18 protein-coding genes and 1 pseudogene are annotated in these 21384 nt (G+C 62.5%); 4 read left to right on the top strand and 15 right to left on the bottom strand.

Annotated features, from left to right (window positions below; all coding sequences use genetic code 11):
* Positions 1–48: 48 nt before the first annotated feature.
* Positions 49–1674 carry a glycoside hydrolase family 43 protein gene (locus BC360_RS15000; protein ID WP_065795736.1) on the bottom strand — a complete coding sequence of 542 codons (1626 nt, stop codon included), beginning with the start codon at positions 1672–1674 and terminating at the stop codon, positions 49–51.
* A 345-nt stretch (positions 1675–2019) separates the two neighbouring features.
* On the opposite strand from BC360_RS15000, the gene BC360_RS15005 reads away from it, so the two are divergent.
* Together BC360_RS15005 and BC360_RS15010 are read left to right on the top strand one after the other, a co-directional pair.
* Positions 2020–2595, top strand: coding sequence for a TRAP transporter small permease subunit (locus BC360_RS15005; RefSeq protein WP_065779894.1), 576 nt, complete (start codon positions 2020–2022; stop codon positions 2593–2595).
* Positions 2592–4373 (top strand): TRAP transporter large permease, encoded by a 1782-nt coding sequence (locus BC360_RS15010; RefSeq protein WP_065795737.1) that lies wholly within the window; start codon positions 2592–2594, stop codon positions 4371–4373. The genes BC360_RS15005 and BC360_RS15010 overlap by 4 nt, the downstream gene beginning before the upstream one ends.
* Positions 4374–4517: 144 nt before the next feature.
* Here the strand turns inward: BC360_RS15010 and BC360_RS15015 are convergent, their stop codons facing one another.
* The 11 genes from BC360_RS15015 to BC360_RS15065 form a co-directional block, all read right to left on the bottom strand.
* Positions 4518–4931 carry a cupin domain-containing protein gene (locus BC360_RS15015; RefSeq protein ID WP_065795738.1) on the bottom strand — a complete coding sequence of 138 codons (414 nt, stop codon included), beginning with the start codon at positions 4929–4931 and terminating at the stop codon, positions 4518–4520.
* 173 nt (positions 4932–5104) lie between these two features.
* Entirely contained in the window at positions 5105–6211 is a 1107-nt protein-coding gene (locus BC360_RS15020) for a TRAP transporter substrate-binding protein (RefSeq protein ID WP_065795739.1), read from the bottom strand.
* A gap of 286 nt (positions 6212–6497) precedes the next feature.
* The gene (gene mgrA / locus BC360_RS15025; RefSeq protein ID WP_065795740.1) at positions 6498–7526 is read right to left on the bottom strand and encodes an L-glyceraldehyde 3-phosphate reductase; all 1029 of its coding nucleotides are present in this window, start codon (positions 7524–7526) and stop codon (positions 6498–6500) included.
* A 118-nt stretch (positions 7527–7644) separates the two neighbouring features.
* Positions 7645–8823 carry a Gfo/Idh/MocA family protein gene (locus tag BC360_RS15030; RefSeq protein WP_065795741.1) on the bottom strand — a complete coding sequence of 393 codons (1179 nt, stop codon included), beginning with the start codon at positions 8821–8823 and terminating at the stop codon, positions 7645–7647.
* A gap of 15 nt (positions 8824–8838) precedes the next feature.
* A complete protein-coding gene (locus BC360_RS15035; protein ID WP_065795742.1) occupies positions 8839–9600 on the bottom strand; it encodes a sugar phosphate isomerase/epimerase family protein in 762 nt (253 codons plus the stop codon).
* Positions 9601–9675: 75 nt separating this feature from the next.
* Positions 9676–10371 carry a D-lyxose/D-mannose family sugar isomerase gene (locus BC360_RS15040; protein ID WP_065795743.1) on the bottom strand — a complete coding sequence of 232 codons (696 nt, stop codon included), beginning with the start codon at positions 10369–10371 and terminating at the stop codon, positions 9676–9678.
* Positions 10372–10377: 6 nt separating this feature from the next.
* On the bottom strand, positions 10378–12852 hold the full coding sequence (locus BC360_RS15045) for a beta-mannosidase (protein ID WP_065779878.1): 2475 nt from the start codon (positions 12850–12852) through the stop codon (positions 10378–10380).
* 91 nt (positions 12853–12943) lie between these two features.
* Positions 12944–14035, bottom strand: a complete 1092-nt coding sequence (locus BC360_RS15050; protein ID WP_065795744.1) for an ABC transporter ATP-binding protein — start codon at positions 14033–14035, stop codon at positions 12944–12946.
* 4 nt (positions 14036–14039) lie between these two features.
* Positions 14040–14966: a carbohydrate ABC transporter permease gene (locus BC360_RS15055; protein WP_161952495.1), complete on the bottom strand. Its 927-nt coding sequence runs from the start codon at positions 14964–14966 to the stop codon at positions 14040–14042.
* Positions 14967–14985: 19 nt separating this feature from the next.
* On the bottom strand, positions 14986–15894 hold the full coding sequence (locus tag BC360_RS15060; RefSeq protein WP_065779872.1) for a carbohydrate ABC transporter permease: 909 nt from the start codon (positions 15892–15894) through the stop codon (positions 14986–14988).
* Between the two features lie 222 nt (positions 15895–16116).
* Entirely contained in the window at positions 16117–17352 is a 1236-nt protein-coding gene (locus BC360_RS15065) for an ABC transporter substrate-binding protein (protein ID WP_065779870.1), read from the bottom strand.
* A gap of 469 nt (positions 17353–17821) precedes the next feature.
* Between BC360_RS15065 and BC360_RS15070 the strand changes: the two genes are divergently transcribed.
* Together BC360_RS15070 and BC360_RS15075 are read left to right on the top strand one after the other, a co-directional pair.
* On the top strand, positions 17822–18880 hold the full coding sequence (locus BC360_RS15070) for a LacI family transcriptional regulator (RefSeq protein ID WP_065779862.1): 1059 nt from the start codon (positions 17822–17824) through the stop codon (positions 18878–18880).
* A gap of 134 nt (positions 18881–19014) precedes the next feature.
* On the top strand, positions 19015–19461 hold the full coding sequence (locus BC360_RS15075; protein WP_065795745.1) for a GNAT family N-acetyltransferase: 447 nt from the start codon (positions 19015–19017) through the stop codon (positions 19459–19461).
* Positions 19462–19529: 68 nt separating this feature from the next.
* Here the strand turns inward: BC360_RS15075 and BC360_RS15080 are convergent, their stop codons facing one another.
* From BC360_RS15080 to BC360_RS15090, 3 genes and pseudogenes are all read right to left on the bottom strand, one after another.
* Positions 19530–20024: an HIT family protein gene (locus BC360_RS15080; protein WP_065795746.1), complete on the bottom strand. Its 495-nt coding sequence runs from the start codon at positions 20022–20024 to the stop codon at positions 19530–19532.
* 142 nt (positions 20025–20166) lie between these two features.
* Positions 20167–20733: a dienelactone hydrolase family protein gene (locus tag BC360_RS15085; RefSeq protein ID WP_065795747.1), complete on the bottom strand. Its 567-nt coding sequence runs from the start codon at positions 20731–20733 to the stop codon at positions 20167–20169.
* Positions 20734–21019: 286 nt separating this feature from the next.
* Positions 21020–21384, bottom strand: a pseudogene (locus BC360_RS15090) (NADP-dependent phosphogluconate dehydrogenase); the annotation flags it as partial.

The raw sequence follows: 21384 nt of genomic DNA on the forward strand, positions 1-21384 counted from the left end.
CGTAATGATATTCCATACTTATAAGCGTCTCCTTACAAAATGACGTTCTCACTTCGAAAGGCTGACGTAACGGAATAGGTCGAAGTCGGCCGCCTGTCCCGAGCCTGATGTGTCGAAGGCGAACATGCCGGCGAAGGCGCCGGTGAAGGATCCGTGTTCGCCGCGGCCGCCCTCGTCCGACACCACACCGGCGTCGAGAACCGGGCCGATCGCCTGCCAGCCGCCCACGCCGGCCGGTCGCCAGAAAAACTGCAGGTCATTGTCGCGGACCTCCATGGCAAGCCCGATCGGCCCGTCCGGCACGGCGACGCCGCTTCCGACAGGAAATTGCAGCCGGCCATGCGGGAAGTCGCCCGGGCAGGACAGGATCGTCAGCGCCCGCCCAAGCGTCTCGTGCCAGGTCACGCCCAGCGCATGGAACTTGTGGCGGTTGTAATAGTGCGTCAGCCCGGCCACCTGCTGATAGGTCTCAGGCGCGAATTCGACGGTGGTTTCAGCACGGAAAGAATGATGTTCCTGCCGGCGAGCGACGAGCGCCTGCTCGAACCAGCTGCCGATGCTTTCGCGGCCAAAGAGCCTCAGATGCCCTGCCCGCCTTTCCAGCGAAAAGATCCGCTCCGGCAGCGGCGTGCGCAGCCACTGGAACTCGCCGGGCAACGCCCTTTCATCGAAGTCGGTCTCGACCACCCGCCGCACCGCCACGGCCTCGACCGGGCCCGGGGCTGCAACCGTGATCGCGGGAACCGGCCCACCGTTTTCGAGATAGAGCCAGCCGTCGTCGCGCCAGACGCACTTCTGCAGTGCCGTCTCGCGGCCAAGCGTGCAGCGACGCTGAGGTCGCAGCGGCCGGCCGCAGAGATGCGTGTGATAGGCCTGCCCGTCCGGGGTCTCGACATATTGCCCGTGACCCGCCCGCTGCAACGGCGCATCCGGTTGATCCTTGGACGTGATCAGGTAGGTATCCGGATGCATCTCGTATGGACCGTCGATCGTGCGCGACCGTGCCATGGTCACGGCATGATCGTATCCGGTGCCGCCTTCCGCCGTCGTCAGGTAGTACCAGCCATTGCGCTTGAAGAGGTGCGGTCCTTCGACCAGGCCGAGCGGCGAGCCGGCAAAGATGTTCTTCACCGGTCCGGTGAGCTTGCGCGTGCGCTCGTCCCATTCCTGCAGAAGGATGCCGTCAAAGGCCGGGTGCTTCGGCGAGCCGCCAAAACTCTCGCTGCGATGGTTCCACTGCATGTTGAGGAACCACTTGCGACCGTCGTCGTCATGGAACAGCGACGGGTCGAAGCCCGAGGAATTGACATAGACCGGATCGGACCAGACCGCCTCGACCGCCTCTGCCGTGACGATGTAGTTGTGCGCGTCCTTGAAGTTGCCGTCGAAGCGCTTGACGTCGGTATAGACAAGAAAGAACAGGCCGTCGTCATAGGACAGGCACGGCGCCCAGACGCCGCAGCTGTCGGGGTTGCCGCGCATGTCGAGCTGGCTTGCCCGCTCCAGCGGCCGGCGCACCAGCCGCCAGTTCACCAGGTCGCGCGAATGGCGAATCTGCACGCCCGGGTACCACTCGAATGTGGACGTGGCGATGTAGTAGTCGTCGCCGACCCGGCAGATGGACGGGTCAGGGTTGAAGCCCGGCAGGATCGGGTTGCGAATCAGGGCGGTCATACCGAGGGCTCCTCCGTTTGTCGGCCGCATCCAGCCCCAAACCATCGCCTTTTTCAAGACTGCAACGTTGCAGTCGATGGGCCGACAGCCGCCGCCGCATGCGTGATTCCCGCAGTATCGCCGTCAACGCCCTTTGCGTCTGCAAGTGAAACCGATTGGCGATACTGGGCGATGCCCTGTTGTGCCCAATGTTTGGGCAATCGCCAGACAGCTCTATTCGACTTTAGTCTGGGGTCGCGGAACTAACAGGGAAAACCGGGCCTCGGACTTGAACGCGGGCTTGAAATCGGCACTCTGCCTGTGCTTGGCACAAAAACCAAAACAGCCACTGCGGGGAGGAAATCGATGAAAGCGTTACTCGGCTTCAGCCGACTCATAGACACGATTACCGAGTTCATCGGCAAATCGGTGTCCTGGCTCATTCTGATCGCTGTGCTTGTCAGCGCCGGTAATGCCGTCATCCGGAAAATGTTCAACATGTCGTCGAACGCCTGGCTCGAGGCGCAGTGGTATCTGTTCGGGGCCGCCTTCATGTTCGCGGCCGCCTATACGCTCAGCCAGAACGAACATATCCGCATCGACGTGGTCTACGGCCAGTTCTCGCGCCGCGTACAGCACTGGATCGATCTTCTCGGGCACCTCCTCTTCCTGATGCCCTTCGTCCTGCTGATGCTCTATTACCTCGTCCCCTATGTGACGATGTCCTACGCCTCGGGCGAAGTCTCTTCCAGCGCCGGCGGCCTGATCATCTGGCCGGCAAAGGCCATCCTGCTCTTCGGCTTCCTGCTGCTCGCTTTCCAGGGCGTGTCGGAGATCATCAAGAAAATCGCGATCATGACCGGCAACATGGAGGACCCGACACCTTACGTGCCGACCCATGCGCCGCTTGATGACGTCGTGTCCCCGGAGGCCCGTCCATGATCGAATTCATTGCTGAAAACCTGGCACCGATCATGTTCGTCTCGCTGATCGTGTTCCTGCTCTTGGGCTATCCCGTCGCCTTCTCGCTCGCTGCCAACGGCCTCCTGTTCTTCATCATCGGCGTGGAACTGGCTCCGCTGTCGGATTCGATCAATCTGTCCTGGCCATTGCTCAATGCACTTCCCGACCGGTTCTGGGGGGTGATGTCGAACGACACATTGCTTGCCATCCCCTTCTTCACCTTCATGGGAATCGTGCTCGAAAAATCGGGCATGGCGGAAGACCTGCTCGACACGATCGGCCAGCTCTTCGGCCCGATCCGCGGCGGTCTCGCCTATGCGGTCATCTTCGTCGGTGCGCTGCTTGCAGCCACCACCGGCGTCGTCGCCGCTTCGGTCATCGCCATGGGCCTGATCTCGCTACCGATCATGCTGCGCTACGGCTACGACCGGAAGGTCGCCTCGGGCGTCATCGCCGCATCCGGCACGCTCGCCCAGATCATTCCGCCGTCGCTGGTGCTGATCGTTCTTGCCGACCAGCTCGGCCGCTCGGTCGGCGACATGTATGCCGGCGCTCTCATCCCCGGCCTGGTGCTGACCGGCCTCTACATGATCTATATCCTGATCATGACGGTCCTCAAGCGGGACTCCATGCCGGCCCTGCCGCTGGAGGCGCGCACGCTCGGCTCGGGTGTGACCTCGCTGTTCATTGCCCTCGCCGTCGCGGCGGGCATCGCCTATGCCGCCCATGTCTATCTCTCGCCGACCCAGGGCGAGAACGCCGACATCCTCGGCGGAACAGTGGGTGTGGCCTTCATCTATGTCGTCGCGCTGCTCGATCGCGGGTTCAAGATCAACGCGATGTCGCGGCTGGCCCAGCAGGTCATCATCGTGCTGATCCCGCCGCTGGCCCTGATCTTCCTCGTACTCGGCACCATCTTCCTCGGCATTGCCACGCCGACGGAAGGCGGCGCCATGGGCGCTGTCGGAGCACTGATCATGGCCGCGGCCAAGGGTCGCCTCACCATGGATGTCGTACGCGGCGCGCTGACGGCGACCACCCGGCTTTCAGCTTTCGTGCTGTTCATCCTGATCGGTGCGCGCGTCTTCTCGCTCACCTTCTACGGGGTCAACGGCCACATATGGGTCGAACATCTGCTGACGGCGATGCCGGGCGGCGAGACCGGCTTCCTCATCACCGTCAACGTCCTCGTCTTCTTCCTGGCCTTCTTCCTGGATTTCTTCGAGCTCGCCTTCATCATCGTGCCGCTCTTGGCGCCGGCCGCCGACAAGCTCGGCATCGACCTCATCTGGTTCGGCGTGCTGCTGGGCATCAACATGCAGACGAGCTTCATGCATCCGCCCTTCGGCTTCGCGCTCTTCTATCTGCGCTCGGTCGCAGCCAGGGTGCCCTATCTGGATAAGATCACCGGCAAGAAGATCCAACCGGTGACCACCGGCCAGATCTACTGGGGCGCCGTACCCTTTGTCGGCATCCAGCTCCTGATGGTGGCGCTGACGATCATGTTCCCGCAGATGGTCATGCACTACAAGGGAGGCGGCGAGGTCATCGATCCGAATACGATCAAGATCGAGGTGCCCGGCTTCGGGGCCGGCGGCGGCGGGCTCACCCTGCCCGACAATGGCGGCGGCCTCGGCCTTCCCGGCGGCCTCCAGCTTCCGGGCGGCAGTCCGCTCGACCAGAAGCCCGCGGACCCAAATGGCGGCACGCAAACTCCGCCTGCGAACGATCTCAGTCAGCCACCATCGTTCAAGTGAGACCAGCGCCGGGCGGCCTCACAAAGGGCCGCCCGTTTTTCTTTCCGGCCCCACCCGACCGACAGCGACCATTGAATGGCTGCATGTTTTGTCCCTAAATCGGCGACGATTTAAGGAGACATTCAGTAGGCAGGGCAACCTGCATCAGTCCAGCCGCTTCGCCGGATTGTCGCAATACCAGTCGACGATGGCAGGCATCATTTCCTCAAATGGGCCCCCCACAAAAACGTTGAGCAGGCCCATGCGGGCCGTGCTCTCGTTACGGAAGTCGTGCATGGTTCCGCGCGGGATGACGCAGATCGATCCCTTCGCCATTTGGTGCCAGGCGTCGCCAACCAGGATGCTGGCGGTCCCCTCGATCACGTAGAAGATCTCGTCATTGCCGTCGTGCTTGTGCGCCCCCGGCCCTTCATGCCGCGCCTCGACCCACCATTCGGAGATTGAGAACCGGCCCTGGGTTTCCGGGCCGTCGGCTTTGAAGACGGCCTGTATCGCGCCCATGTCGTAGCGCCGGCCGCCATCCGGCCCGAGCACGATCGATTGGCTTTCGCTCGCCATGGCATCCTCCTGCTCGAGCGTTGAGGCAGCAACCCTACCACGAAAACAAGAGACCGTATCCCGCCGGTAGCAGGAAGCAAAAAGCCGCCCGCAACCGAGGTTGCGGGCGGCTTTCATTTCAGCTTGATGCCGCTTCCCATCAGGGATGGAAAGCACCCTTGGCGGATGCAAGCCTAGAGCTTGCCGCCCCGCTGCTGGATCATCATGAAGGTGTCGTAGTTGTATTCGGCGATCTGGGCGTTCAGGTAGTACTCGCCGCGGAACGCCTTGATCGAGTCCCAGATCTTTTTGAAGTTCGGGTTCGAGTCTTCCATTTCGCCGTAGACTTCGTTCGCCTTGTCGAAGCAGGCCGAAAGGATTTCCGCGCTGAACGGGCTGAGCTTCGCACCGGAGGCGACAAGCCGCTTGATCGCCGACGGGTTCAGGTAGTCGTACTTCTGCAGCATGTTCGCGTCGGTCGCCTGGCAGGCGGTGCGCAGCAGCGACTGGTAGTTCTTCGGCAGGCCGTCGAAGGCCGCCTTGTTGAACATGGCATGGACCGTCGGGCCACCTTCCCACCAGCCGGGATAGTAGTAGTACGGCGCGACTTTGTAGAAGCCGAGCTTCTCGTCGTCATAGGGTCCGACCCATTCGGCCGCGTCGATCGTGCCCTTTTCCAGCGCCGGATAGATGTCGCCGCCGGCGATCTGCTGCGGCACGACGCCCAGCTTTTCGACGACCTTGCCGGCGAAGCCGCCGATGCGCATCTTCAGGCCCTGCATGTCGGCAACCGTCTTGATCTCCTTGCGGAACCAACCGCCCATCTGCACGCCGGTGTTGCCGTTGGGGAAGCCGACGAGGCCCTGGGTTCCGAGGAATTCGTTGAAGAGATCGATGCCGCCGCCATGATAGTGCCAGGCGTTCATGCCGCGCGCATTGAGCGCGAAGGGAACGGCTGCACCGAGCGCCCAGGTCGGGTCCTTGCCCCAGTAGTAGTAGGCGACCGTGTGGCAGGCTTCGACCGTACCGGCCGCAGCCGCGTCAGCGGCCTGCAGGCCGGGCACGATTTCACCGGCAGCAAAGACCTGGATCTGGAAATTGCCGTCGGTCGCTTCGGAGATGTGTTTGGCCAGCACTTCGCCGCCGCCGTAGATCGTGTCGAGCGACTTCGGGAACGACGAGGCGAGGCGCCAGTTGATTTTCGGGTTTGCCTGCGCAATGGCCGGCGAGGCAAGCGCGGATGCGCCGGCCGCAGCCAGACCACCGAGGCTTGCGTTTTTGATGAATGAACGGCGATCCATGGTTCCTCCCTATTTCCGCCGGGGCAGACTCCGGCGCAGCAGACGCTGCGCCGCGTCCAATGAGACCCGCTGCCGCAACGGACAGTCGATTGGTCCCTCTCCTCCTCTTTCCACCGTGGCGAGAGCAGCAAAGCAGCCCCGCAAACCATCGGCAGGAGCGCACCTTACACGCTCGCTGGTCCATGTCCAGAAGGCGCCTTCCGGCGCCTATTCGACTTTTGTCTAATGCGCCGGAAAGCTGTGTTCTTTGCCTAAAATCAAGGCAAATCAATGTTTTCAGCCAAACTCAGCGCTCGGCCGAAGAGGCCCAGAGATTGACGTCGGCCTCGCGCGCATAAAGGTCGATCTCGGCCAGTTCCTCCGCCGTGAACGAGTCATTGTCTAGCGCCTTGACGCAATCGACGATCTGCTCGGAGCGGCTGGCGCCGATCAGCGCCGAGGTGATGCGCCCGCCGCGCAGCACCCAGGCGAGCGCCATCTGCGCCAGCGTCTGGCCGCGCTTTTCGGCAATTCCGTTCAGCTTGCGGATATTGTCGATGATCTCAGGACGGATGAAGTCCTTCTTGAGGAAGTGGTTCTGCGCCGCGCGGCTATCCTGCGGAATGCCACCGAGATACTTCGTCGTCAGCATGCCCTGGGCGAGCGGCGAGAAGACGATCGAGCCGATGCCGAGATCTTCGAGCGTGTGAACGAGGCCGTCGTCCTCGATCCAGCGATTGAGCATGGAATAGCTCGGCTGGTGGATCAGGCAGGGCGTGCCAAGGTCCTTCAGGATCGCGGCCGCCTCGCGGGTGCGCTGCGAGTTGTAGGAGGAGATGCCGACATAAAGCGCCCGGCCGGACCGCACGATATGGTCGAGGGCGCCGCAGGTTTCCTCCAGTGGCGTATCCGGATCGAAGCGGTGCGAGTAGAAGATATCGACATAGTCGAGGCCCATGCGCTTCAGGCTCTGGTCGCAGGACGCGATCAGATACTTGCGGCTGCCCCACTCGCCATAGGGACCCGGCCACATGTCGTAGCCGGCCTTGGACGAGATGATCAGCTCGTCGCGCAGATGCGCGAAGTCCGTGCGCATGATCTCGCCGAAGGCGGTTTCGGCGGATCCCGGAGGCGGGCCATAATTGTTGGCGAGGTCGAAATGGGTGATGCCGAGATCGAAGGCGGTGCGGCACATGTCGATCTTGCGATCATGCGGCGTGTCGCCGCCGAAATTGTGCCATAGCCCGAGCGAGATCGCCGGCAGCTTCAGGCCGGACCGTCCGACGCGGTTGTACTTCATGGTGTCGTAGCGGTTTTCCGCCGGCTGCCAGGTCATCGCAATTCCTCCGCGATCAGGTCCCGATGGCGACAAGTGTCCGCCATCCTGCAAATGAGAAAGGTTTCCGCGGCTGCGGAAACCCCTGTTCACAAACGTCTAAACTGGTCCGGCGCGGCTATGAAGCAGCAGCGGCACGATTTCCCGATATTTCTTCCAGCGGCTCGATGAGCAGCGCCCGCGCCTCCTCGATCCCGAGCGCGGCCGGCTGGGTGCAGGTGGTCGACAGTTCGATGAACCGCCCTTCCTCGCCCGACTTCAGGATCGATACCATCACGTCGACGCCGTGCAGCGCCCGGTCGAGCGAGCAGCGGGCATCGCGGCCTTCGAGAATGGCGATCGCCATGTCGGCAAGGCCGGCAGTGCGGTAGTTCGCCATCGGGCCCTGCGGGTGTTCCTGGTTTTCGACGGCAAAAGGATGATCCCACATTTCGAGCGGCTGGATATCCTTGTCGCGGCCGCTTGCTTCCACCTTGCCGCCGAAGAAGTTGGGATCGGGCACGAAGATCGAGCCTTCCGTACCGTAAAGCTCCATGTTGGCGTGGCGATGCGACCAGACATCCCAGCTCGCCGACAGCGTGATCGTCGCGCCGTTCTGGAACTCCAGCAGCGCATGGATGTTGGTCGGCGTCTTCACCGGAATGACCTCGCCGTTGCGCGGCTCGCTGGTGATGGTGCGCGTCGGGTTGGCCATGGACGACAGCGCCGCGACGCGCTTCACCGGGCCGATGAGGTTGATCAGGTTGGCAATGTAGTAAGGCCCGAGATCGAGGATCGGACCGCCGCCCGGCAGGAAGAAGAAGTCCGGGTTCGGATGCCACATCTCCATGCCCGGGCTGAGCACATGGCAGGTGCCCGACGTGACGCGGCCGATCTTGCCGGCGTCGATGTAGCTGCGGGCAAGCTGGTGCGCACCGCCAAGGAATGTATCGGGGGCGCAACCGACCGTCAGCCCCTTGGCCCTGGCGATAGCGCGCAGCTCCTCGCCCTGGGCGAGCGACAGCACCAGCGGCTTTTCCGAGTAGACGTGTTTGCCGGCCTCGAGAATGCTCTTTGATACCGGGAAATGCGCATCAGGGATGGTCAGGTTGACGACGATGTCGACATCCGGATTTGCCAGAAGCGCCTCGATGCTCTGGGCTTCGACGCCATACTCAGTCGCGCGCGCTTCAGCCGCCGCCGGATTGATGTCCGCGCAGGCAATGACCTTGATGCCCCTGAAAAGGGGAGCAAGCTTGAAATAGGTGGTGGAGATGTTGCCGCATCCGATGATGCCGACGCCAAGTTCCTTGGTCATGGATCTACCTGTTTTTCAGTAGGATTGGATGGAGGCGAGCGAGCGCTTGGCAAAGCGCTGGAAATCGCTCGGGTTGTCGTGTTCGGCGATGAAGTAGCGAGCCTTGGTGCCCGAGAGCGCCTGGAACAGGCCCTTCCAGTCGACCGTGCCTTCGCCGACATCGGCCCAACCGTCCTCGTCCTTCTTCTCACCCGCCGGCGCAATGTCCTTCACGTGCACGGCGGTGATCCGGTCGGCATATTTCCGGATCCAGGCGATCGGGTCGGCGCCGCCGCGGATGATCCAGGCGATATCGGCTTCCCAGGAAAGGTCCGGCCCGCCCGCAAAGATCAGGTCCTGCGGGATGCTGCCATCCGGCAGGGCGAAGAATTCGAAATCGTGGTTGTGCCAGCCGAAGATCAGGCCGGCATCGCGATAAGGCTTGCCGGCCGCCTGCAGTCGCTCTCCGAAAGCGCGCCAGCCGGCAGCGTCGGTCGGGCGATGCTCCGGCAGGAGATAGGGGCAATAGATCGCCCGGATGCCGAGCGCCTTGGCGATTTCCAGCACCCGCGCCGGATCGCTCTCGAGCATATCAAGGCCGAAATGCGCTGTCGGCATCGCCAGGCCATTCTCGTCGAGGCCGTGCTTGAAGCTGACGATCTCCGCATCGCTGAGCGCTGCATAGAGCGCGCCATAGCCTTCGACCTGGCTGTAACCGGCCTCGCCGAGCGCCTTCAGCACATCGGCGAAGGGCGGGAAGTTGCGGGCGCTATAGAGCTGGAAACTGACGTCTTTCATCGAAAATCCTCCTTGGGAAATCATCGTGATCGGTCTGAACGGTAAGGGCGGAACAAGAACCGCCCGCGTTTGTTGTCATCCGGCCCTGAGCCAGCCGTCGTAGTCCGACACCAGCAGATGGACGGGTGCTGCATCCTCCTCGATCGCCGAGAAGCGACCGACGGGTTCGCGGAAGTAGTTGTCGGTCAGGTCGTCGTTGACGGTCGAAACCTCGCCCATCAACACGTCGCCGTCTTCTGCCCAGAAAGCGTGCCAGTTGCCGGGCAGCAACGTCACGCTTTCGCCGGGCAAGAGCTTCAGCAGATCGCCGGCCCTCAGCCTTCTCAGCCGCGCATCGGTCGCCACCTCGACATCGCTTTCCTCGTCGACGGTGCCGTCGGAGCGCGAATTGTACATCTGCAGGACCAGCGTTCCGCCGCCGCGGTTGATGATGTCCTCGGTCTTGACAGCGTGGCGATGCAGCGGATTGACTTGGCCGTTACGGGTAATCATCAGCTTCTCGGCATAGACCATGCCCTGCCCCGTCTTCAGATTGGAAGCATCGCCGTTGCGCAGCGTGAAGAGCACGAGACCGAATTCGTCGAAACGACCCTTGCCGTAATCGGTGATGTCCCAGCCGAGACGGGCATCATAGATCGTCGGGCAATCGGAAGCGACGCGTGACTTCATTTCTTCAGGCGACCAATAGGCAAAGGGCGGAAGCACGAAGCCGAAGCTCTTCATGAAGGCATCGCTGCGGGCGATGATGTCGTTGACGTGGCTGCGTTTCATGGTGGGTCACCCCTTTCCCTGGCAGGATTCGAGATCGAAGGCGGCAAAGCGCGGCAATGTGCCTCCGGCAAGCGGTGTTTTCGGCGTGAAGCGAATGACCTTCGTTTCGCCGGCGGTGAGATCGAAGGCATTGTCGGAGTAGCGCCCGGCGACATCGGCCTCGATCATCACGTGCAGCGCCAGGCCGCTCGCCGTGACCGAAACATCGTAGCTGCCGTCGCCGACCGGCAGGACCTCAAGCGAAAGCCCGGAGGGCTGAAGGTCGAGCGCCTTGTAGGTGCCGGGCACGTGATGCCCCGCGCCGCGCATGCCGTTCGACGCCTCGAAGGACCAGAACAACAGCGCGTTTGCGGGAATGTCGCGCGCCGCGATGCTCACCAGCGTTGCCGCCCGGTCCGGCGGGCAGGTTCCGGCTGCCGCCATCAACGGCGTGCGCACGCCATCGAGCGTGACGACGAAGGCCTGCAGCTCCACCGTCACCGGCGCGGCCGTGTCATTGACCATCGAAAAGGCAATTTCCTTGCCGTCGGCGGATGGGATCGCCGCGACGGAAACAGGCTGGAAGAAGCGCCGCACCATGTAGTGCATCGCCTTCCAGCTGCCGCCGTAATCGAGGCTCGACCAGGAGGCGACCGGCCAGGTGTCGTTGAGCTGCCAGTAGAGCGTGCCCATGCAATGGGGCTTCAGCGAGCGCCAATAGTCGACAGCGGTGCGGATCGCCAGGCCCTGCTGGACCTGGCTGAGATAGACGAAACTCGGGAAATCCTTGGGGAAGCGGAAATAGCGAAACATCGTGCCGGCGATGCGCTCGTTGCCGCCGACATTCTTCTGGTGGCTCTCGATCACGGGCGCGGCGATGTTGAGGTCCTTCTCCGCCGCGAACTGCCGGATCACCGGCATCGAGGTATAGGACTGGAAACCGAACTCCGAGCAGAAGCGCGGGCGCACGGCGCGGTAATTGTCGAAGGATTTGTTCTCGTGCCACACCGACCAGTAGTGCATGTCGCCGGAACCGTCCGAATGCCAGGCATCGCCAAAATCGAGATAGCCCGACGCCGGGCTCGACGGCCACCACAGCGCCTCCGGCAAGGCCGCCTTCAGTGCCACCTCCACCGTGCGGTTCAGCCGGTCGTAGGAAACGAGATAACGGTCGCGGTCCTTGCGCGGCTCGTCGAACCAGGTGAGCGCGCCGACCAGCTCGTTGTCGCCACACCAGAGCGCGATCGACGGGTGGGACGACAGACGTTTGACCTGATAGTCGACCTCGGCTGCGACATTGTCGAGAAAATCGGGCGTCGAGGGGTAGAGGTTGCAGGCGAACATGAAGTCCTGCCAGACCATCAGGCCCAGCCGGTCGCAGAGATCGTAGAACCAGTCCGGCTCGTAGAACCCGCCGCCCCAGACGCGGATCATGTTCATGTTGGCGTCGACCGCCGAGGTGAGCAGATCCTCTACGCCCTCCTGCGTCACGCGCGACATCAGCGCATCGGCCGGGATCCAGTTGGCCCCCCGGCAGAAGATCTCGCGGCCGTTGACGCGAAAGGCAAAGCGGCTGCCCGCCTCGTCCCTATCGGTCAGAAGCTCGATTGTGCGGAAACCGATCTGGCGGCTCACCTGCTCCTGCGGCACTTCCACCGTCAGCATCGAAAGGTTCTGTTCGCCGCTACCGGCCGGCCACCAGCGTTTCGGGTCGCTGACGGTAAAGACATGGGTGATGCGGGTCTCGCCGGCACCGACGGCGCAATCGAGCCGCTCCCTCTGACCGTCGAGCGAAAAATGAACCGGGACGATGCCGGGGCCGTCGGCAAAGAGGGTGACAGTTACCTGCAGGTCGACCGAGCCGTCGTCGAGCCAGACCTGCCGTGTCGTCACATGCTCGATGCGGGCGATCTCTAGCCGACGCAGGGCGAGTGTGCCGTAGACGCCGAGCGGCGCGATGGCGATGTTCCAGTCCCAGCCGAAATGGCACTGCGGCTTGCGCAGCATGTTGCCGTTGGCGATCGGCGAATTGCCCGGATGGTAGGGCACGTAGAAGGGTTGCGCCGCCTGCCGGCGCGCGCCCTCTGTTATCGCGGACGGCAGCACGATGCGAATACGGTTCTCACCGGCAACCAGCGCGCGGGAAACGTCGGGGCGATGGCGGCGGAAGCAGTTGTCGGCCTCAAGCACGGGGCGGTCGTTGACGAAGACCGAGGCGACGGTGTCGATGCATTCGAGGTCGAGATACCAGTAGCCGCCGAGATCACCGGCATCGATCGACACCGTGCGCTCGATCACCCAGTCCTTGTGGGCCACCCACTGCACGTCGTCCTCGTTGCGGCCGGCATAGGGATCGTCGATGACGCCGGCCTTCTGCAGCGCCGTGTGCACGTCGCCCGGCAAGACCATGGTGGTCGCGTGGTTTCGATCGCCGGAGGCGAGCTGCCATTCGCCCGCCAGGTTGAGATGGACAGCGGTTCGGTTCAGATCCTCAGAGAGCATTTCCATATTCCGTTGATCGCCGGCGACAGTGCCGGCATGCCAGTGTGTCGAAACGCGCCGGATGATGGAAGCCGGCGCGTTCCCTCGTTGCTCACAGACGGTTTTCGCTGACCGCGTCGAAGATCGAGGCGACCGCCATGTCGAAGGAGAGCGTGACCGCCGTGCCCGGCTTGTAGCGGCGCTGGCCGGCGATGCGCACGGACATCGACTGGCCGGCTAGCTTCAGCCAAAGCAGGTTGTCGGCGCCCATCGGTTCCTCGATATCGACGACCGCCTGGTGCGACAGCTGGCGGCTCAGCGCCTCGTCGACACGCACATGCTCCGGCCTGACACCCAGGACGACCTTCTGCCCGTCCCTGAAAGGTCCGCGCGACGGATAGGCCGACACGTCGAAATCGACACCATTGGCATGCACGAAGGCCCGCTCATCCCTCAACTGCAGCTCGCCACGGAAGAAGTTCATCGACGGCGAACCGATGAAGCCGGCGACGAACAGGTTTTCCGGCGCGTTGTAGATCGTCATCGGGTCGGCAAGCTGCTGGATGACGCCGCTCTTCATGACCGCGATGCGATCGGCGAGCGTCAGCGCCTCGATCTGGTCGTGGGTGACGTAGATCATCGTGTTCTTCAGCGATTGATGCAGCCGCTTGATCTCGACGCGCAGTTCCGAGCGCAGCTTGGCGTCGAGGTTCGACAGCGGCTCGTCGAACAGGAACACGTCGACATCGCGCACCAGCGCCCGGCCGATCGCCACGCGCTGGCGCTGGCCACCGGAAAGTTCGGCCGGCTTGCGCTTCAGCAGCGGCTGAATCTGCAATATTTCGGCGGCACGGCTGACGCGCTTGTCGATCTCGGCCTTTTCCACCTTGGCGACCTTCAGGCCGAAGGACAGGTTCTTCTCCACCGACATCTGCGGATAGAGCGCGTAGGACTGGAACACCATGCCGATGCCGCGGTCCTTCGGCTCCTCCCAGGTGACGTTCTTGTTCTTGATGAAGATCTGGCCCTCGCTGACATCCAGGAGGCCAGCGATGCAGTTGAGCAAGGTCGACTTGCCGCAGCCGGACGAGCCGAGTAGAACCAGGAATTCTCCGTCCTTGATGTCGAGGTTGAGCGTGTCCAGCACCGTGACGGCACCGAAGCTCAACGACAGATCCTTGACCGATACGCTGACGTTTTCCATGCCCTTACCCTTTCACTGCGCCGGCGGCGATGCCGCGGACAAATAGCCGCCCGGAGACGAAGTAGACGATGAGCGGAACGGCACCGGTGAGGATGGTGGCCGCCATGTTGACGTTGTATTCCTTCACGCCCTGCACCGAGTTGACGATGTTGTTGAGCTGGACGGTCATCGGGTAGTATTCCGGCCGGGTGAACACCACGCCGAACAGGAAGTCGTTCCAGATGCCGGTGACCTGCAGGATCATCGCCACGACGAAGATCGGCATCGACATCGGCAGCATGATGCGGAAATAGATGGTCCAGAAGCCCGCGCCGTCGACACGCGCCGCCTTGAACAATTCCTCCGGAAGGCCGGCGAAATAGTTGCGGAACAGAAGCGTCAGGATCGGCATGCCGAAGATGGTGTGCACGATGATCAGGCCGGTCAGCGAGCCATAGACGCCAAGCTCCCTGAGCACGATGACGATCGGATAGATCATTACCTGATAGGGAATGAAGGCGCCGACGATCAGGATGGTGAAGAACAGATCGGCGCCCTTGAAGCGCCAGTTTGCCAGCGCATAGCCATTCACCGAAGCAATCGCGATCGACACGATCGTCGAAGGGACGGTGATGCGCACCGAGTTCCAGAAACCGCGCGAAAGCCCGTCGCAATTGAGGCCGGTGCAGGCGCTCGACCAGGCCTTGGCCCAGGGCTCGAAGGTGATTTCGAGCGGCGGCGCAAAGATGTTGCCGAGCCGGATTTCCGGCATGCCCTTCAGCGACGTCATGACCATCACGTAGAGCGGCAGCAGATAGTAGAGCGCCACGACGATCAGCGTGCCGTAGATAATGATGTTGCGCGGCGAGAGCGCCCGGCGCGGTTTGCGTCCCCAGGGTCCCGATAGGGCAACCGGGTCCTTTTCGGCCTCCGGTTCGATGCCTGCGGCAATAGCGTTGAAAGCGACGATCTCAGGCACGCTTGCGCCCTCCCCCAAATTCGAGATAGGCCCAGGGCACGATGATGATGGCAACAGTCACGAGCATCATGGTCGAGGCCGCGAATCCCTGGCCGAGATTCTGTGCCTGGAACATGTAGTCGTAGACATATTTGGCCGGCACTTCCGAGGCGATGCCCGGGCCGCCGCTCGTCTGCGCCACCACGAGGTCGTACACCTTGACGATGCCGCTTGCGATGATCACCAGCGTGGTGATGAACACGCCGCGCATCATCGGGATGATCACCAAAAGATAGGTCTTCCACATCGGGATGCCGTCGACGCGGGCAGCCTTCCAGATATCCTCGTCGATACCGCGCAAGCCCGCGAGCATCAGGCACATCACAAGGCCGGTTCCCTGCCAAAGGGCCGCAATCAGGATGCCGTAGATGACGATGTTGGAGTTATAGAGCGGATCGAAGGCAAAGCTCGTCCAGCCGAGCGAGCGCACCACCGACTGGATGCCGTATTCCGGATTGAGCAGCCATTGCCACACGAGACCCGTCACGATGAAGGACAGCGCGAAGGGATAGAGCATGATCGTGCGGAAGGTGTTTTCGAAGCGGATCTTCTGATCCATCAGCGCCGCCAGCAGAAAGCCGATCACGAGACTGAAGATCAGCGAGAAAAAGCCGTAGATCACCAGATTCTGGACCGAGATCAGCCATCGTGGCGCCGCCCACAGCCGCTCGTACTGGTCAAGGCCGACGAAGGAAAGCCGCGGCAGCAGCTTGGAATTGGTGAAGGAATAGACCACCGTCCAGACCGTGCCGCCGAGAAAGATGACGACGGCCGTCAGGATCATCGGGATAGAAGCCAGCTTCGCATTCAGGTTCCGCAGCCACTGGTTCGGCCGACCCGAACCGCGTGTGTGACCCGCCATGTTTCGTTCCTCCGGAACTGCATTGGATTTCAGATGGCGGGCAGCATCGACGACGGCGAATGTGCCGCTCCTCGATGAACCACCTCGCCACGTTGAAGCCACTCCCCAGATGCGCGCCCCGCCAGGCGAAGCCGCATCGCTCCGGCACGAGCGTTTCGTGCCGCAAGGGAGCCTTGGCCGGCCCCGCCCCTTGGCGGGACCGACGGAACAAGGAAGGCTCAATCAATCCGCCGAGGCGATGATGTCGGCAAAGCGCTTCTGCGCATCTTCCGGCGTCATGGAGGGGTTCGCGAAGAACTCGGAGAAGAGGTCCTCCTTCTGTTTCTGGCTATCGGCCGACAGAAGCTGGTCGGTGCCCTGGATCACGTTGCCCTTGGCAAGAATATCCAGGCCCTTCTTCATGCAGTCGTTGGCGGCGGCGAGATCGACGTCCCCACGCACCGGCAGCGAACCCTTCTTCAAGTTGAATGCGACCTGCGTCGCCGGATTCAAGAGAGTCGACGCCAGCACTTCCTGCGCCTTGGACTTTTCCTCGTCCTTCAGCAGCGGGAAGTAGAAGGCGTCGCCGCCGGTCGAGATCACCTCGTTGACGCCGAGACCCGGCAGGCAGGTGTAGTCGGTTCCGGCCTTCTGGCCGGCGAGCTGGAACTCGCCCTGCGCCCAGTCGCCCATGATCTGGCCGCCGGCCTTGCCGGTGATAACCATGTTCGTCGCCTGGTTCCAATCCTGGACATTGGTGCCCTTGGACATGCGGCGCGCATCGTCGGCAGCCTTGAAGACCTTGGCGATCTCCGGTCCGGCAGCTGCCTCCTCGTCCTTGTCGCCAAAGACCTTCTGGAAGGTGTCCTTGCCGGCAATCGCCACCATCAGGACGTCGAAAGCGCCGGCTGCCTGCCACGGCTGCCCGCCGACGGCGAGCGGCACGATGCCGGCCTTTTCGAGTGCCGGGGCCGCAGCGACGAACTCATCCCAGTTCTTCGGCACGTCGACGCCCGCCTGTTTGAAGGCGGCGTTCGACAGCCAGAGCCATTGCCAGGAATGGATGTTGACCGGCGCGCAGTAGATCTTGCCGTCGATGGTGCAGGAATCGAGCAGGCTTGCCGGCTTGATGATTTCCGTCCACTTCTCCTTGGTGGCGATATCGGTCAGGTCACGCATCAGCCCGGCCTCGACAAGCTCCTCAGCCTGGCGACCGTGGTTGAACTGCGTGGCTGCCATCGGATCGCCACCGGTGATGCGGCTGACCATGATCGGGCGAGCCGTACCGCCGGAGCCGGCAATCGCACCGTCAACCCAATGGTTTCCGGTTGCGTCGAATGCCTTGGCCAGCTCGGCGACAGCAGCCGCCTCGCCGCCCGATGTCCACCAATGGGTTACTTCAAGATCGGCCGCACTTGCTGCACCAAGCGGCAGCGCAACCGTCACCGCCAATGCGGCTGCGAAAGAACGTAAATTCATGAGTCTCCTCCCTCACTGTAACGTTACCGTAAAAAACTTAGAGGAAACGATCCCGGTCCGCAACTCCCACCCCAATGAATTTAAATAGAAACATTTGTTACAACCCCTGAATGCATAAGAAGACATCGAAGAGGAGCGAGATCTTCACGATAGACCCATGAAAATGAGATATTTCAGGTCTCTATCTCGCTGATTTTGAAGGTTATTGCAGAGATGAAGGCCATTTTGCTGCATATGCTCTCTCGCAAGCGCAAAATGCTAGCCGCTAGGCAGAGCACTCAACCAGAGTGTTTCATTCGCCGCAGCGCAGCAACAAAAACGCTCGACAGCGCTACTGTATCGTTACAGATTTGTATTGGCGCCGCGGGCCCATAGCGGGATAGCTCCCCGTCACATTTCGTATATAAGGCGGTGAAGTGACGCTAAATGGGACGGCTGGCGGCAATGGCAAGGGCGGGCGGGTAAGGCGATGGACAGCAAGACGAAAAACAGACCGCTGACGCCGCCGCCGGATGGCGGCAGGCCGACGCTGAAGACGATCGCCTTCATGACCGGGCTCGGCATCACCACCGTTTCCCGTGCCTTGAAGGATGCGCCCGATATCGGCGCCGAAACCAAGGAGCGCGTGCGCCTCGTCGCCAAGCAGATCGGCTACCAGCCGAACCGCGCCGGCGTGCGCCTGAGAACGGGCAAGACCAACGTCATCAGCCTGGTGCTGACGCTCGATGAAGAGATCATGGGCATCACCAGCCCGATGGTCGTCGGCATTACCGAGGTTCTCGCCGGCACGCCCTATCACCTGGTCGTCACCCCCTATAGCGCCACCAAGGATGCCCTGGCGCCGATCCGCTATATCCTCGATACCGGTGCCGCCGACGGCGTGATCATCTCGCGCACGGAACCGCACGACCCGCGCGTGGCGCTCCTGACGGAGCGCGGCCTGCCCTTCGTTACCCATGGCCGCACCGAAATGGGTGTCGTCCACCCCTATCATGACTTCGACAACGAGCGCTTTGCCTATGAGGCTGTGCGCGAACTGGTGGAGCGCGGCCGCAAACGCCTCGTACTGCTGGAGCCGCCGCCGCATCTGACATTCTACTCCCACATGCGCGCCGGCTTCGAGCGCGGGCTTCGCGACTTCCAGGCGGATGCAGTCAGTTTCCATCATATCAACATCGATCACACGCTGGTCGAGATCCGCGACGCCTTCGAAACGCTGATGCGCTCGGACGATCCGCCAGATGGCATCGTATCGGGCAGCGGCTCGGGCGCGATCGCGCTGATTGCCGGGCTGGAGGCCGCCAACAAGACGCTTGGCAAGGATGCCGACATGGTCTCCAAGGTGCCGAGCGATTTCCTGCGGTGGCTTCGTCCAGAGGTGGTGACCATGTACGAGGACATCCGGGTTGCCGGGCGCGAACTCGCCAAGGCGGTGATCGGCCATATCGACGGCCAGCCATCCGAGACGCTGCAGAGCCTCAGCCAGCCTGAGTTTCAGTCCGCCGTACAGGTGTCGATCAAGCGTTAGCGGTTGGTCGCGCGATGCCGGCTTGTGGTGCTTACGGCACCATCGCAAATCAGTTTGTTGCCCCAGCAGCAACCTGTGGACGCATCGATATCAGCGCGCTAGACGACACCCGTGCGCGCAGCAGGGGGTCCGTGATGAACATCGTCGTCAGAAAAGCCAGAGCCGAAGACGTCGAGGCGATTTTCGACATCCGCACCAGCGTTGTTCAAAACCACCTGTCGCGCGAACAACTGTCGGAGATGGGCATCACACCTACAACACTGGTCGAGATGCTGGCGGCCGACGTCGGCGTCTGGATCGCCGAGGTCGACGGTACCCCCGCCGCATTCTCGTCGATCGACGACGAAGACGGCTGCGTCTTCGCCCTCTTCGTCAACCCTGATTTCGAAGGGCTCGGGCTTGGAAGGCTGCTGCTGCAAGAGGCGGAAACCGCCCTCTTCCACAGTCATGAGACGATCTGGCTCGAAACCGACGGACGCGAGGGCATCCGCGCCAACGGCTTCTACCGCAAGCACGGCTGGATCCACGTCGATACAATGGCAAACGGCGACGTTCGATACGAGAAACGTCGCCCCAAGTAGGCGATGACGGCCCGCATCGAACTCGCGTCCATCGCCCGAACTATCGTGGCGGCAGGCAAGCCTGGGTTTCAGTCCGTTTCCAGCGGCTTGAATGCGGCACGCAGCATCGCCATGGTTTCTGATACGGACGGCCCCTCGCCGGTCGGCGGCACGGCACGTTCGCAAAACTCGCGCCAGACGAAGAGGGTCAGCTCTGCTCCGTCCGTCCCCGCTTCATCCGATGGTTCGGCGAACAGTTCCAGCGACCGATAGCGCGCATCCTGCCAGAACAGACGCTCGACCCAGTCGTATATCGGGATCAGGTGAAAGTGGATGGGATAGCCGGGCGCATGGCCATAACGCCCGATATAGATCCGCACGGGCTGAAACAGCCGCTGCAGCGCCTCCTGGCTTCTTGCGAGCAGCGGCCCGAGGGATGTCAGCGCCTCGACCGGAAGATCGGCCAGATTGTTGGTGTCGATCTTCGAGCCGAGCATCAGATAGCCCGGCAACGCGCTGTCAACCCGGTGAGTAAGGCTCCAGTGTTGCGTCTCGTAGATCGCGAACGCACCGGGAGTTTCCATCCACCAATCCTTTGAGACGAGGGGGCGTCTTCCCCGAGAGATAGAACGGAGCGACGGGGCACCCCGCCGGCGCGCCTCGCCGGCCGACGCGCCGTAGGACGGCGTTTCCGCACCCCAGCAATGCCGGCGACACCACCTGCACTTACAGCGTGTCGAGGAAGCGCTCGACACGGCTCCAGGTGAGGCTTGCCGCCTCGGCATCGTAATCCGGCAGGGAAGCATCCGTATAGAGGTGCCCGACGCCAGGATAGGTGAAGGCTTCGAGCGCAATCGCCGACCGGTCCGCAACCGCCCGCCATGCCGCAACATCCTCCGCCGGCTCGTAAATGTCCGGATCGGCCAGGTGCAGCTGCACCGGAACCCCGTCGCGGGCATTGTCGGGGATTTCGACGATGCTGTGCAGCAGCAGAACGCCGGATGTTTTCGGCCGCTTCGCCCAGAGGTGTGAGGCTATCGCCGCGCCGAAGGAAAATCCGCCGAGCACTGCCGACGCCGGCTGGCCGGCCACCGCCGCTTCCGCGCGTTCGCACAGCGTCCGCCAGCCGATCTTGTCTTTCAGGGCAAAGCCATCGTCGACCGAGCCGGCAACCTGGCCCTCGTAGAGATCGGGCGTGATCACATCGTGGCCATTGGCCCGCAGCCGCGCTGCCGCGTCGCGCTCGAGCGCGCGCAGCCCGTAGATGGAATGAAACAGGATCACTATGGCCATCGATATGCTCCTCGTGCCGGTTGCCGTCGCAGGACCTGAAATACTATGACGTGCAGTTCGAGACAATGCCGGCCGAGGATTACTGCATAATTCCTTAAATCGGAATCGATTTAAGGAGAAAATTATGCAGCAAGTTTAGGCTGTTACAGCGTCCTTAGCGCGTCATATTTGACGCGCGGCGCTGTAATGGCCCTGCACGTCCCTCCGGTGCCGAAGCGACAGCATATACCCCAAACGAAAAGGGGCGACCTAAGCCGCCCCGTTCGAATTTCCGATCTTTGCTCGCTCAGGCGTTGAGGCCGCTGCCCCACGGGCCATGGTGGCTGTCGGCGCCATCGACGCGGTCGAAGCCGTGGGCGCCGAAGAAGTCGCGCTGCGCCTGGATGACGTTCGCCGTGCCGCGGCCGCGGCGGTAGCTGTCGAAATAGCCGAGCGCCGAGGCCAGCGCCGGTGCCGGCAGGCCGCCGAGCGCTGCGGCCGAAACGACGCGGCGCAGTGCCCCATCGGTTTCCTTGACCATGGCGGCAAAGGTCGGCGTGACGATCAGGTTGGCGGCATCGGGCGCCTTGGTGAAGGCGGTGGTGATTTCATCCAGGAACTGCGAGCGGATGATGCAGCCGGCGCGCCAGATCTTGGCAATCGTCGGCATCG

It is taken from the genome of Ensifer sp. LC163 (assembly GCF_001695855.1).
Classification (GTDB): Bacteria; Pseudomonadota; Alphaproteobacteria; order Rhizobiales; family Rhizobiaceae; genus Ensifer.